The following is a 12,859-nucleotide window of genomic DNA, read 5'->3' as shown; positions in this document are numbered from 1 at the left end:
CCAACAAAACACAAGAAAGGGAGGCGCTAGGCCCCCCCCCCCCCCCCCCCCCCCCCCCCCCCCCCCCCCCCCCCCCCGGGGCTCCCCCATGGCGGTCAGGCGTCCCAGGAGGCGCCGTCGCGGCCCTGGACTTCGGCGGCCGCGGCGTGCAGGGCGGCGAGGACCGTGCGGACGGCTCTGCGGGCGGTGCGCTCGGGGCGGTGGAGGACGTCGATGTCGCGTCGGGCGTGGATTCCGCTCAGCGGCCTGAGGACGACACCGGCGTGCGGCCGGCCCGTCCAGCGGGGCATCAGCGCGAGGCCTCCGCCCGCGGCGACGACCTCGGCCACCACGGCGAACTCGTTGATCCGGTGCACGATCTCCGGCGGGCGGTTGGCGACGCCGGCGATGGCCTTGATGGTCTGCATCAGCGGGAAGCCGTCGTGCACGGTGATCCACGGCTGGTCCGCCACCTCGTGCGGCGTGAGCGTGGGGCGGGAGGCCAGCGCATGGCCGACCGGCAGGGCGACGTCCAGGGGTTCGCGCAGGAGTGTCGTGGAGGCCACGGTGCGCGGCCATCGGGGGCCGTGGTCGAGGCGGTGGGCGAGTACGAGGTCGTAGCGCCGGGTGAGGGCCGGGAAGTCGTCCTGGGCGACGTCCTCGTCCGCGAGGGCGAGGCGGGGCCGGCCGGGGCCGGCGAGGCTGCGCAGCAGGGGTGGGAAGAAGGACGAGGCGGCGCTGTGGAACGCGGCCACCGAGACGTCGCCGTCGGCGCGTTCGGCGAAGTCGGTGACCGCGTGCCGGGCCTGGGCGAGAGCGGTCTCGACGTTGACGGCCGCCGCGGCCAGGGCCTGGCCCGCGTCGGTCAGGACCAGGCGGCGGCCGGCGCGTTCGGTGAGCGGGACGGGGAGGGAGCGCTGGAGCAGCCGCAGCTGCTGGGAGATCGCGGAAGGCGTGACGTGCAGCGCCGCGGCGACCGCGCTGACGCTGCCCAGGTCCCCGAGTTCGCGCAGGATGCGCAGCTGCCGTTCGTCCACGGGGACAGTGTAGTACTGCTACATGGTCGTTTTAGATCTTGGTTGTGGTCTTCAACGTGCTGGTGGGGCACCGTGGGCACATGCATGTCGCCCGCCGCACGGATGCGGTTCTCCTGCTGGTCGCGCTCGTCTGGGGCTCCAGCTACCTCGCCGCCAAGACGGCCACCGTCGCCCTGCCGGTCCTGGCGGTTCTCCTCGCCCGGTACGTCCTCTCCGCGGTGGCCTGCGGGGCGCTGGTCGCGTTCCGGCGCCGGAAGCGGCGGTGGACGCGCTCGGAGGTGCGGGCCGGATCGCTGCTGGGGGTCACGCAGGCCGCCGTGCTGGTGCTGGAGACGTACGGGGTGGCCCACACCAGCGCCGCCAACGCCGGGCTGATCATCAGCCTGACCATCGTTCTGACACCGCTGCTGGACCGCACCGGCGGCCGGCTGCCGGGGAGGTTCTTCCTTGCCGCCGGATGCTGCGTGGCGGCCGTGGGGCTGCTCACCGTCGGCACCGGCTTCCAGGCGCCACGGCTCGGGGACGGGCTGATGCTCGCCGCAGCGGTCGTACGGGCCGGGCACGTCGCGCTCGTCGGGCGGCTCACGGCGGGCCGTCCCGTGGACCCGCTGCACCTCACGACCGTCCAGACCGCGGTCGGCTCGGTGCTGTTCCTGCCGCTTGCTGTCGGCCATCTGCCCGAACTGTTCCGCAGCAGTGGTGCCACGTGGGTGCAGCTCGTGTATCTCGCCCTGTTCTGCAGTGTGTTCGCGTTCCTCGCGCAGACGTGGGCGGTGCAGGGCACTTCGGCGAGCCGGGCCAGCCTGCTGTTGGGTACCGAGCCGATCTGGGCGGTCGCCGTGGGGATCGGCGTGGGCGGTGAACGGCTCACCGTGTGGGCCGGTCTCGGCGCCGCGCTCATGGTCGCCGGAACGTACTGGGGCCAGGCCGTCGAACGCGCCCATCGCACCGCCCCCGCAGCACCTGACGCGTCCGGCGGTGGGGTCCCCCGCGCGCCGGCCGGGCATCCGGTTCCCGTACGCCCCGCCGGGTGATCGGCCAGGGGCCGGGGCTCCCGGGCCCCGGCCGGGGCGGCCCCGGGCGTCAGGACGGCGCGGCGGCCCGGTCGGACTCGCTGCGCAGGACGCAGAACTCGTTGCCCTCGGGGTCGGCGAGGACCGCCCAGCCGGAGCCGTCGGGATTCCGGCGGTCGGCGACGAGGGTGGCGCCGAGGCCCAGCAGGCGCTCCACTTCCCGCTCGCGCGTGGTTTCCGGGCGCAGGCACAGGTGGATCCGGTTCTTGGCCGTCTTGGGCTCGGGCACCTGGTTGAAGTACAGCAGCGGCCCCTCCGCCGTCATCACCTGGACCTCCGGGTCGCCCGGCCTGCCCTCCGGATCGACCGGGCGGCCTGTCACCTCACTCCAGAACCGGGCGAGTCCATAGGCGTCGGAGCAGTCAATCGCCACGTTCTGCACGACCGAGACCATGTCGGCGGGCCTTCCTGGTGTCCGTGCCGGACGCCGCCTCCGGGCGTCCGGCAGCTGCCGGCGGGCTCCCACCTCTACGGCAGGAAGATCTCCCGGGGCAAGCCCCTCCTCCTCGCGGACGCCCCGGGTGCACCCGGAGGCGCCGCACGGTAGCGTCGAAGGACGCGCGTTCCGCCCGAAACCCAGGGCCCGGCCCATCAGCGGCAGCCGCCGAAGTCGGCAGAGGAACGAGATCGCATGTCCAAGCACACCATTCGTGCGGTGACTGCCGCGGCCTCCCTGGCATGCCTGGCCGCCTTCGGCCCCGCACCGGGCGGCGCCGCCTCCCCGGCTGCGACGCCGAACCCGACGGGCGCCCGCTTCACAGCGGGCCCCTGCCCCAAGCCGCCCGAGCCCGTTGAAGCGCTGGCGGACGCGGAGTGCGGGCTCCTGGAGGTGCCCGAGAACCGCTCCCGGCCCGGCGGCCGGACCATCAAGCTGGCCGTGGCCCGGATCCCCGCCGCCTCGCAGAAGCCGGCGGCGGACCCGGTGGTGTTCATGGCAGGCGGCCCCGGCGCCGACGCGTTCGACGACATCCCGTTCCTCGTCGACTCCGGCCTGAACAAGGACCGCGAGCTCGTCATCATGGGCCAGCGCGGCAACCTGTACGACCAGCCGAACCTCGCCTGCCCCGAAGTCGACCGGTTCAACGAGCAGGCCGTCGGCCTCGGCTACGCCTCCCCGCAGGCGAAGCAGATCATGCTGAAGGCCGTGACGGACTGCCGGGCGCGGCTCGTCGCCGACGGCGCCGACCTCGACGCCTACAACACCACCGAGAACGCCGCGGACTTCGCCGACCTGCGCAAGGCGCTGGCCATCCCCCGGTGGAACGTCTACGGGTACTCGTACGGTTCCAACCTGGCCCTGACGTACCTGCGTCTCCACCCGGAGGGTATCCGCTCGGTGGCGCTCGACTCCGTCGCCCCTCCCCGGGACGCGACCCTCCCCTGGACCTGGGCCAGCACCGCCGAGGGCATCCGCAACATCTTCGCGGCGTGCGCGGCGCAGCCCGCCTGCAGAAACCGCTACCCGGACCTCCCCGGCCTGCTGACGGAGCAGATCCGCAAGCTGGAGGCACAGCCGCTGACCCTGGACGTCACACCGCCGGACGGCGGCAAGCCGGTCAGGACCGTACTCGACGGCGGCGCGCTGCTGAACCTGATCGTCGCCTTCACACCCCGCCCCAAGGACCTGCCGGCGGCGCTCGACGAGCTGAGCCGCGGGAATCCGGAGCGCTTCGCGCAGGCGCGCGCTGCCGGAGCGGTCCAGAAGGCCGGCCAGTTCGCCCACGGCCTGACCAACTCGGTCGCGTGCGCCGAGTGGGCCCCGGGGTACACGGAGGCCGACGTGCTGGAGGCGGGCCGCAAGGAGTACCCCGACTGGCCGGACTCGGTACTGGCGCAGGCGCCGCAGCTGCCCTTCCAGTACCCGGTGTGCGGGGTCTGGGACGTCGCGGACCGCGCGGAGGTCCAGCGCGTGCCGACGGTCAGTGCGGTTCCGGCCCTCGTCGTCTCCGGCACGTTCGACGCGAAGACGGGCGCGAGCTGGGCGAAGGGCGTCGCCGCCGACCTGTCCCGCTCGACCTCCGTACGGGTCCCCGGCATCGGCCACTGGGTCGTGCCGCAGTCGCCGTGCGCGCAGCAGGTGCTGGCGTCCTTCTTCGCCCGCCCGACCGCCCCCGACACCTCGTGCGCGGACGGCCTCAAGCCGGCACCGTTCACGATCATCCCGAAATGACCGGGAGGGCAGATGACGCTCCAGCACGCGCCCCGGAGGCGTACCGTACGGCGGCTGCGGGCCGCGTCCGCGGGCATGGCGGCCGGTCTCCTCGCCGCAGGCCTGCTCGCGGCGCCCGCGTCGCAGGCCCGGTCCCGCCCCGGCGCCGAAGCCACCCCCGGCGCGCCGCTCGGCACGGCCGCCCGCGCCGTCGGCGATGCGAGCTACGCTCCGGGCGCCTGCCCGAAGACGCCGGAGCCGATCGAGGAGCTCGAAGGGGCCCGCTGCGGAACCCTCACCGTCCCCGAGAACCGCGCCGAGCCGGACGGCAAGAAGATCAAGCTCGGTGTCGCGATCGTGCCCGCGCTGTCGGCCACGCCGAAGCCCGACCCCATCGTGTGGCTCGCGGGCGGCCCCGGGGACGACGCGGTCGGCGAGGCGAAGATGGCGATCGGCGGCGGTCTGAACCGCGACCGGGACGTGGTCCTCATGTCCCAGCGCGGCACGTACTCGGCCGAGCCGAACGTGCTGTGCCCCAACATCGACGCGTTCAACGCGCGCGCCGTCGGCCTCGTCTCCGGCGCACCGTCCACCGAACGCCTGCACGTCGAGGCCACCAAGGCCTGCCGCGACCGGCTGACGGCCCGGGGCATCGACCTCGCCGCCTACAACGACACCGAGAGTGCCGCCGACTACGAGGACCTGCGGGCCGCGCTCGGCGTCAAGCAGTGGAACCTGTACGGCATCTCCTACGGCACCCACCTCGCGTTGGTCTACATGCGGCTGCACCCCGACGGGCTGCGCTCGGTCGCCCTCGACGGGATCCTGCCGCCGTCGAAGGCGGGGTCGGCGGCTACCTGGAGCAGCGCCCGGCAGGGCTTCGACGGCGTGTTCAAGGCGTGCGCGGACCAGCCGGCGTGCAACAAGCGCTACCCGAACCTGCCGGCCACCTTCGACAGGCTCGTCCGCGAGCTCGAAGCGAATCCGGTCACGACCACCGTCACGCCGCCGGGCAGCGACAAGCCGGTGAAGGTCGTGCTGGACGGCGGAACGCTGGTCAACTGGATGACCTCCGCCACCCACGTCGCGCCTCAGGTCCCCCTCGCCATCGACGAGTTGGCGCACGGCAAGCCGCAGCGGATCGCACAGCAGTACGCGGGCGGCAAGCTCAGCCCGGCGGCGATGGGCCGGGTCGCGCACGGCCTCGTCTACGGCGTCTTCTGCAGCGAGTGGACGCCGTACGAGACGCCGGAGGAGGCCCTGGAGGGGGGCCGGAAGGCGTTCCCGTCCTACCCCCGCTCGGTGCTGGAGCAGGCGCCGCAGCTCACGTTCCTCCGGTCGGACTGCGACGTGTGGGACGTGCCCCCGGCGGACCCGTCGATCCGGGACGCCACCCGCGGTGACGTCCCGACGCTCGCCCTGTCCGGCGGTTTCGACGCCCAGACCGGCGCCGACAACGGGCCGTACGTCGCGCGGACGCTGCCCAACGCCACGGTCGTCACCGTCCCGTACGAGCCGCACGTGGTGTTCGCCACCTCGAAGTGCGCGCAGCAGATCGCCGTCTCCTTCTTCGACACGCCGGACGCGCCGGACACGGCGTGCCTGAAGGGCTTGGAGGCGCCCCGGTTCGAGATCGGGGAGCCCGGCTCCACCGGATAGCCGGCCCCGGCGGCGTCAGCCGCCCTGCATGGTCTCCTGCAGCCAGTCGAAGACGACCTCGCAGTGCAGCTGCGGCGCCATGGGAGAGCAGTGCAGCTGCGCGCCCTGCGCGGCCGTCAGCCGCAGGTAGTCCTTGGGCGAGGTGAGGGCGTCGTACATCTTGCGCGGCTGGCCGGGGTAGAACTGCTCGCCTTCGTAGTCGAGGACGAGGGTGGGGGCCTTGATGCGGGGGACGACGTCCGTGATCGCCAGGGCCTGGATGCGGGTCGCGGGGGTGTAGAAGTCCGTGAACAGCCGGCCCTGGCGGGCTTCGAGCATCGCGGGGATGGAGAACGGCTCGAAGCGCTTCTTCATCGTCGCGGCGGCCGAGGGGGGCAGCTCCGGGACGACCTCCTTGTTCCAGATGTCGTTCGTCTGCTGCTTGTCGGGCGTGAGGATCTGGCGGATCTCGGGTGGGAAGCCCAGCCACGGATCCACGCAGCCGGGCATCGCCACGAGTGCGGCGATCCGGCTTTCGAACGCCGCGGCCCGCGGCGCGAGGTCCCCCGCCATGCTGAGACCGGTCAGGGCGATCCGGTCCGGGTCCACGTCGGAGCGGGCCGTCAGCCAGTCGACGAGCGGGGTGACGACCTTCTCCCAGGTGGGGGTGAAGACGATCCGGTCGACGAACAGCAGCTGGCCCTGCCCCGGCCCGTCGTAGACGAGGGCGTTCCAGCCGCGTGCGAGGGCGGCGTTCACCCCGTACGTCCACATGTCGACGTTCTGGCCGTCGCTGCCGTTGGTCAGGATCACGGTGGGGCGCCGGGCGCCGGACGTGTCCGGGCGGAAGAACCACACGGGCAGCGGTGTCGTCCCGTACGGGACCTGCGCCTTGACCGCGGCGGGCTCGCACAGGTCGCAGAAGGTGTCCCAGGCCTTGCGGGCGGACCGGTACAACTGCTCCTCGCTGCCCGGCTCGTCGGAGCCGAGGACGAAGAACAGGGCCTGCGCGTAGTACTGGGAGGCGCGCAGGGACCGGAACCGCTTGGTCTGGTCGTCGGCCGGGGCACCGGGCGGCGGCCGGAGGAGCTGGTCGCCCAGCTTGCGGAACGTCTCCGCGTACGCCTGCGGGGACACGCCGGCGCCGTTGACGGCGTTGACCGCGGTCAGGACCTCGCCGACCTCGGCGGCGCCCGCCCCGGAGGCGCCGAGCGCCAGGAGCGCGCTGAAGTTGTACTCGGGATCCTTGAACAGCGTCATCGCGCCCGGGGTGATCCCGCCCGCGGCGCCGGTCGGCGAGGCGGAGCCGGCGGTGGGGGTGGGTGCAGGTGCTCCGGCAGGGCCTCCGCGGGCGCAGCCCGCCATGAGCGCGGCGCCGACGCCGGCGCCGACGGTGAGCACGGCGCGACGGGTGGTGTCGAAGGGACTCTCGCCCAGTCTGTGCTTCATGCCATCGGAACCTAGCGGCGGCCCCGGCGTGCGGCATCCGGTCGGCCGCCCGGAGTGGGGGCCGGGGCGCGGCGGCGTGTTGCGGAAGGCGGGCGAATCGCCAGGTCGCGGGCGCGTGCCCACCGGTCGGCCGCGGCCCCGCGGCCGGGGCGGCCCCACTGGGCCGACCGGAGGCGCCGGCGCCTCGGGCACCGGTGCGGGGCCGGGTCCGTCCGGCGTCCCGGCCGGCGCAGGGGGGCTACCCCTACCCCGGGTGGACCTGCTGCCCGGTGGTGGGTCAGCCCGCTGCCCCCATGGCCCAGTGGATCTTGAACGAGCAGGCTGGTGCACGTCCGCATCGCGAATGAAGGAACTGTCTGTGGTCACTCTGCATTCGGTGCGCCGCCGCGCGGCACGCACCACGGTCGTCGGAACGCTCGTCGCCGCGGCATGCGCCACCCTGCTGGCCGGAAGCGCCGGAGCCATCGTCAACGGATCCGACGCCGGCGAACCTTACCCGTTCATGGCGTCGATTCCGGAGTCGGCCCCGAAGTACGGGCTGTACGACGGGAACTGCGGGGCGACGCTGGTCGATCCGCGGTGGGTGCTGACGGCGGCCCACTGCGTGCAGGGCGACGGGCTGGAGCTGGACGGCACCGTCCGGATCGGCAGCGGCCACCGGAAGTCCGGAGGGACCGTACGGGCCATCGACCGGATCGTCGTCCACCCCGGCTACGTCAACGGCGGGGGCACGGCCGTGAACAAGCACGACATCGCGCTGGTCCGCCTGGACCGCCCGGTTGCCGAGAAGCCGGTCGGCCTCGCGGAACGGGCCGGCCGCCCGGGCACCCCGACCCGGATCCTGGGCTTCGGGACCACCGTGGACACCCGTCTGGAGTTCGCGGAACGGCTGCAGGAGCTGGAGACAAGGATCGGAGCCGAGGCGGAATGCGCGCCCGGCTACGCGGACCGGACGCGGCTGTGCACGGTCAGCCGGGTCCCCAGGGCGATGGCGTGCTTCGGGGACTCCGGCGGACCGCAGCTGCAACGGGGCAGGCACGGGCGGTGGGAGCTGGTCGGGGTCACCTCGGGTCCCGGCGCCCCGGGGGTCGCCTGCTCGGAGGGGCCCGGCCTCTACGGCAGCGTGCCCGTCTACGCGGACTGGATCCGGAAGACCGTCAGGCGCACCGCCTGACGGACCGCCGGCCGCCTCTGACGGCTGCCGCACCGGGGGGTGCGCGTGCCGGAGCGGCGTACCGGGGCGGCGGCCAGCCTCCTCCGTGGGCAACCTCGACGGCGGACAGCAGCTGGCCTCATTGCCGCCTACCGTCGTCCGCAGGCGAAGACGGCGAGCGGGGAGCGACGTGACGATTCTGGTGACCGGTGCGACGGGGACTCTGGGGCGCCTCGTGGTCGAGCGGCTGCGGCAGGACGGCGAACGGGTGCGCGCACTCACGCGTACGCCGGACGCGGCGGTTCTGCCCGACGGTGTCGAGGCGGTGGGCGGCGACCTCACACGCCCCCAGACGCTGGCGGCCGCGTTCGACGGGGTCCGCGCCGTGCACCTGCTCGGCGCGACCGGCCACGACCACACCCCGCTGGAGACGGGCCCACAGGTCATGTCCATGGCCGCCGCAGCCGGAGTCCGTCGGCTCACGGTGCTGTCCGCCGGCGAGGAGGGGCCGTTGGAAGCGGCCGTGCGGGCGAGCGGCCTGGAGTGGACGTTCGTGTGGCCGATCGACTTCATGGCCAACACGCTGGGGTGGTCCGCGGCCATCCGCACGGCGGCCGAGGTCCGCGAGCCGTACGCGGACCGCCGGACCGCCTCGGCCGACGAGGCGGACGTCGCCGACGTCATCGCCGCCGTGCTCACCGGCGGGGGCCACGTGGGCCGGCGGCTCGTCGTGTCGGGACCCGAAGCACTCACCCCCGCCGACAAGGTGTCCGCCATCGCGGCGGCCACCGGCCGGGCGATCCGCTTCACCGGGCTGACCGACGAGCAGGCCCGCCGGCAGTGGAGGGCGGAGGGCTGGCCCGAGGAGGGCATCGAGTTCATGCTGCGCATGTGGGCCGCCGTCCCCGACACCGTGGCCGAGGTGACCACGGCCGTCGAGGAGGTCCTGGGCCGCCCGCCGCGCACGTTCGCCCGGTGGGCCGCCGCACACGCCGCAGCCTTCCGCCCCTGACCGCGCTCATCAGCCGTCGTGCGGCCGGCCGTCCAGGCGGCGGAGGATCGTCTCGGCTTGTGGCCGCCGAGCACGCTGCGTCGGACCGCGTCGCCGAAGGCCTCGGTGTCGCGCGGGGCGCGGTCGGCCTGCATCGCGGCCAGGGCGGTGATGCGCTCCTCGGCGTTGCCCTCCCGGAACCGGCGCAGCACGTCCGCCGGTTCGAGCGCCCGCTCCTCGGCGAGGCGGCGGGCCCGGGAGACCGCCTCCTCCACCGCCCAGATGCACTGCGGGCTGTCGCGCTGTCCAGCAGGACCTGCGCCTCGGCGCGCAGCCGCCGCGCCGAGGCCGTGTCCTCCTGCTCGCCCCTTCTGGCGGACGGTGTCAGGACGGCTCCTCGCCTTCGCCCTCGCCCTCGCCCTGTCGGCCCTGGGCCCGCTTGGCCACTACCGCGGCCGCCGCGGCCGCGCTGGCGGCGAAGGCCAGGGCGAGCATCCACCGCTGGTCGAAGGTGTGGCCGGTGGCGTGGTCGAGGGAGTAGCGGCCCGGGCCGGCGAGGCCGATGGCGGCGGCGGTGAACCCGAGGAAGGCCGGGTACTCGTACCCGCCGGACTGGGCGAAGAACCCGGCCGGGGCGTGGACGGACACCGCTCCCGCCATGGCGCCGGCGGCGGCCGCGCCCGCCGCGGGGGTGGCGAGGCCGAGGACCAGCAGGGCCCCGCCGCCGGCTTCGCCGAGCCCGGCGGCGAGGGCGCTGCGCCGTCCGGGGGTGAAGCCCATGTGCTCCATGGCGGCGGCGGTCTTGTCGAGGCCGCCACCGCCGAACCAGCCGAACAGCTTCTGTGTGCCGTGCGCCATCAGCACGGCGCCCGTCCCGGCGCGGAGGGCCAGCAGAGCGAGGTCGCGTCGGTTGATCCATGTCATCGGAGTTCTCCCTGGTACGGCGGGGCACGATGCCGGGGACATTCCTATCCCCGTACGCCGCCGGCAGCCCGCGCCCCGGTCCACGTCCGCCCGGACGGGTGCCGCCCGTGCAGGCCCGGCCGGGGCGGGCCCGCGCGGGAGGTCAGGGCGTGCGGGGCGGGGTGAGGGGGCCGGCGGTGTGGGTGAGGATCTCCTTCGCCAGGCGTTCCTCCACTGCTGCGGGGAGCGTGTGCCCCATGCCGTCGACCATCACGAGGCGGGCGCCCGGGATGGCCGCGGCGGTGGCCTCGGCGTGCGGCGGCGGGAACATGGGGTCGCGGGTGCCGTGGAGGACCAGGGTGGGTGCGGGGACCGCGGCCAGGTCCGCGGTGGTGAAGGTGTCCCCCGCGGAGCCGGCGAGGGTGTGGTTCAGCCCGGCGGTGATGTCCTCGGCCCGCCGGTGGACCCGTTCCTCCATCGCGCGGTACTCCGCCTCGTCGTACGGGAGGTCCGGACCGTGGAGCACCCGCCACAGCGGCATGCGGGCGGTGAGGTACGCCTCCAGGCCCGTCCCGGGCTCGGGGAACGACGTGGCGAGGGCCGCGAGCAGTTCCGGCACCGGCGGGGGGAGCTCGTCCGGCAGCGGGGCGAGGCCGGCCAGGGCGCGCCGGACCGCGCCGGCGGTGTCCGTGCCGAGCGGCTGGGAGGACAGGCTCGTCAGGGTCAGGACGCGGTGCGGGGCGGTCAGGGCGAGCCGCTGGGCGAGGACGCCGCCGAGGGAGGCCCCGACCAGATGGGCCCGCTCCACGCCGAAGCCGTCCAGGACGGCGAGGGCGTCCGCGGCGAGGTCGGCGACGGTGTACGGGTGCGCGGCGTAGTCCACGCGGGAGGAGAGGCCCGTGTCGCGGTGGTCGTAGCGGATGACCCGGCGGCCGCCCGCGACGAGGCGGTGCACGAGGCCGTCGTTCCACTGGACGCCCTGCGCCTGCGCTCCCATCAGCAGCAGTACCACCGGGTCGTCGGGAGTTCCGAACTCCTGCGCCCAGAGCCGGACGTCGCCGGCGTCTATGATCTTCTCCTTATTTTCCTGCATGGTCGTTCAGGTTAATGGCCGGGTGCGGTGGCGCGCCAGCCGATATCTCCTGCACGTCGGTGGTTGGACGCCGCCGATCGCCACCGGGCACTCTGATCCGTATGGCTGGAGTCAAGGGACAGGTGCAGAAGCGGGGCGTGGAGCGCCGGCGGGCGATGGTCGACGCGGCCATCGAGCTGTTCGCCCGGCACGGGGTGCGGGGCACCGGTGTCGCGGCGGTCGCCGCGCAGGCGGGCGTGACCCCGTCCGCCCTGATCCACCACTTCGGCAGCAAGGACGGCCTCGTACGGGCCGTGCTGCAGGAGGCGGACCGGCGGGCCCTGGAACGGCTGTCGATCCCCGCGGACGCCGCGCCCACACTGCGGCAGGCGGTCGACTGGCTCATCCGGGACGCCGAGCACACCGCCGCCGCCGAACGGGAGCTCGCCGCCCTGCACACGGCCCTGACCGCCGAGAACCTGGATCCCGCCTCTCCCCTGCACACGTGGTTCCGGGACCGCGGGCGGGCGCTGCGCTGCCACTTGGCGGCGGTGTTCACACGGGCCGCGGCCGACGGGACGGCGCGGCCCGTGCCGGACGCGGAGGCGCTGGCCGCCGAGGTGGCGGCCTTTCTGGAGGGCTCCCACCTGCTGTGGCTGCTCGACCCGGAGCGCATCGACCTGGTCGCCCTCCAGCGCGGCTACTTCGACGGCCTCGTCGCCCGCCTTGCGCCGGAGCCTTCCTGACCCTCCGGCGCGGGGGCGGGACGGGTGGCGGGGCTCAGCGGAGGGCGGCCGCGAGGTCGCTGCACGCCTCGGCGCACGAGCGGCAGGCCTCGGCGCAGAGGCGGCAGTGCTCGTGCTGGTCTGCGTGGGCCGCGCATTCGTCCGCGCAGGCCCGGCAGGCGACGGCGCAGGCCGTCACGAGGGCGTGGGCGATGTCGGGGTTGTAGCCGGTGTGCCGGGACAGGACGGCGGCCGTGGCGGTGCAGATGTCGGCACAGTCCATGTCGGTGCGGATGCACTTGGTGAGGTTGCCGACCATCCCTTCGGCCAGACACGCGTCGGCACAGGCGGTGCAGGCCTGCGCGCAGGCGATGCACTCCTCGATGCAGCGGGCGAGCCTGTCCTGGTCGACGTCTCCGAGGTCGGCGGGGTAGCTGTGCAGCATGTCCTTGACGGGCGCGTTCATGGTGAGGGCCCTCGCTTTCCCGCCGCCGGCCGGAGGGAGCCGCGCCTTCGGGGGAACCGTGCGGCGGCTTACGGCCAGGATCGCCCCGCGGCGCGGGATCCGCCCGGCGAGCCGGGCGCCATCCGGGGCGGCCGAAGCGGCGGGCCGCCCCCAGCGGGGCCGCCGCGCCGGTCGCCAGGAGGAGGCCCCCTCCATGAGCAGCGGCGGCTGCCGGCCGAACCAGT

General features: G+C 74.4%; 12 protein-coding genes. 6 read left to right on the top strand and 6 right to left on the bottom strand.

The window, feature by feature from the left end; all coding sequences use genetic code 11:
• Positions 1-95 precede the first annotated feature (95 nt).
• Positions 96-1,016, bottom strand: coding sequence for a LysR family transcriptional regulator (locus ACZ462_RS15460; protein WP_467809218.1), 921 nt, complete (start codon positions 1,014-1,016; stop codon positions 96-98).
• Positions 1,017-1,096: 80 nt separating this feature from the next.
• On the opposite strand from ACZ462_RS15460, the gene ACZ462_RS15455 reads away from it, so the two are divergent.
• Positions 1,097-2,050: a DMT family transporter gene (locus ACZ462_RS15455; RefSeq protein WP_467809219.1), complete on the top strand. Its 954-nt coding sequence runs from the start codon at positions 1,097-1,099 to the stop codon at positions 2,048-2,050.
• A 49-nt stretch (positions 2,051-2,099) separates the two neighbouring features.
• Here the strand turns inward: ACZ462_RS15455 and ACZ462_RS15450 are convergent, their stop codons facing one another.
• Positions 2,100-2,483 carry a VOC family protein gene (locus ACZ462_RS15450; RefSeq protein ID WP_467809220.1) on the bottom strand — a complete coding sequence of 128 codons (384 nt, stop codon included), beginning with the start codon at positions 2,481-2,483 and terminating at the stop codon, positions 2,100-2,102.
• A 237-nt stretch (positions 2,484-2,720) separates the two neighbouring features.
• Between ACZ462_RS15450 and ACZ462_RS15445 the strand changes: the two genes are divergently transcribed.
• Both ACZ462_RS15445 and ACZ462_RS15440 read left to right on the top strand, forming a co-directional pair.
• Positions 2,721-4,259, top strand: coding sequence for an alpha/beta fold hydrolase (locus ACZ462_RS15445; protein ID WP_467809221.1), 1,539 nt, complete (start codon positions 2,721-2,723; stop codon positions 4,257-4,259).
• A 12-nt stretch (positions 4,260-4,271) separates the two neighbouring features.
• A complete protein-coding gene (locus tag ACZ462_RS15440) occupies positions 4,272-5,897 on the top strand; it encodes an alpha/beta fold hydrolase (protein ID WP_467809223.1) in 1,626 nt (541 codons plus the stop codon).
• A 15-nt stretch (positions 5,898-5,912) separates the two neighbouring features.
• On the opposite strand, the gene ACZ462_RS15435 is transcribed toward ACZ462_RS15440, so the two are convergent.
• Positions 5,913-7,325, bottom strand: a complete 1,413-nt coding sequence (locus ACZ462_RS15435; protein ID WP_467809224.1) for an alpha/beta hydrolase family protein — start codon at positions 7,323-7,325, stop codon at positions 5,913-5,915.
• Between the two features lie 358 nt (positions 7,326-7,683).
• Between ACZ462_RS15435 and ACZ462_RS15430 the strand changes: the two genes are divergently transcribed.
• Positions 7,684-8,499, top strand: a complete 816-nt coding sequence (locus tag ACZ462_RS15430) for a S1 family peptidase (RefSeq protein ID WP_467994478.1) — start codon at positions 7,684-7,686, stop codon at positions 8,497-8,499.
• A gap of 169 nt (positions 8,500-8,668) precedes the next feature.
• The gene (locus ACZ462_RS15425; RefSeq protein WP_467809227.1) at positions 8,669-9,490 is read left to right on the top strand and encodes an NAD(P)H-binding protein; all 822 of its coding nucleotides are present in this window, start codon (positions 8,669-8,671) and stop codon (positions 9,488-9,490) included.
• A gap of 363 nt (positions 9,491-9,853) precedes the next feature.
• Here ACZ462_RS15425 and ACZ462_RS15420 read toward each other — a convergent pair whose 3' ends face one another.
• Entirely contained in the window at positions 9,854-10,393 is a 540-nt protein-coding gene (locus ACZ462_RS15420) for a DoxX family protein (protein ID WP_467809228.1), read from the bottom strand.
• Positions 10,394-10,535: 142 nt separating this feature from the next.
• Positions 10,536-11,465 carry an alpha/beta fold hydrolase gene (locus tag ACZ462_RS15415; protein ID WP_467809230.1) on the bottom strand — a complete coding sequence of 310 codons (930 nt, stop codon included), beginning with the start codon at positions 11,463-11,465 and terminating at the stop codon, positions 10,536-10,538.
• 101 nt (positions 11,466-11,566) lie between these two features.
• Here ACZ462_RS15415 and ACZ462_RS15410 point away from each other — a divergent pair, with 101 nt between their 5' ends.
• Positions 11,567-12,190 (top strand): TetR/AcrR family transcriptional regulator, encoded by a 624-nt coding sequence (locus ACZ462_RS15410; RefSeq protein WP_467809231.1) that lies wholly within the window; start codon positions 11,567-11,569, stop codon positions 12,188-12,190.
• Positions 12,191-12,224: 34 nt separating this feature from the next.
• Here ACZ462_RS15410 and ACZ462_RS15405 read toward each other — a convergent pair whose 3' ends face one another.
• Positions 12,225-12,635 (bottom strand): four-helix bundle copper-binding protein, encoded by a 411-nt coding sequence (locus tag ACZ462_RS15405; RefSeq protein WP_467809269.1) that lies wholly within the window; start codon positions 12,633-12,635, stop codon positions 12,225-12,227.
• Between the last annotated feature and the right edge of the window lie 224 nt (positions 12,636-12,859).

Source organism: Streptomyces sp. NPDC031121, assembly GCF_055570615.1.
The sequence above is the reverse complement of the archived record's forward strand: the minus strand, read 5'-3'. Positions and strand labels throughout refer to the sequence as shown.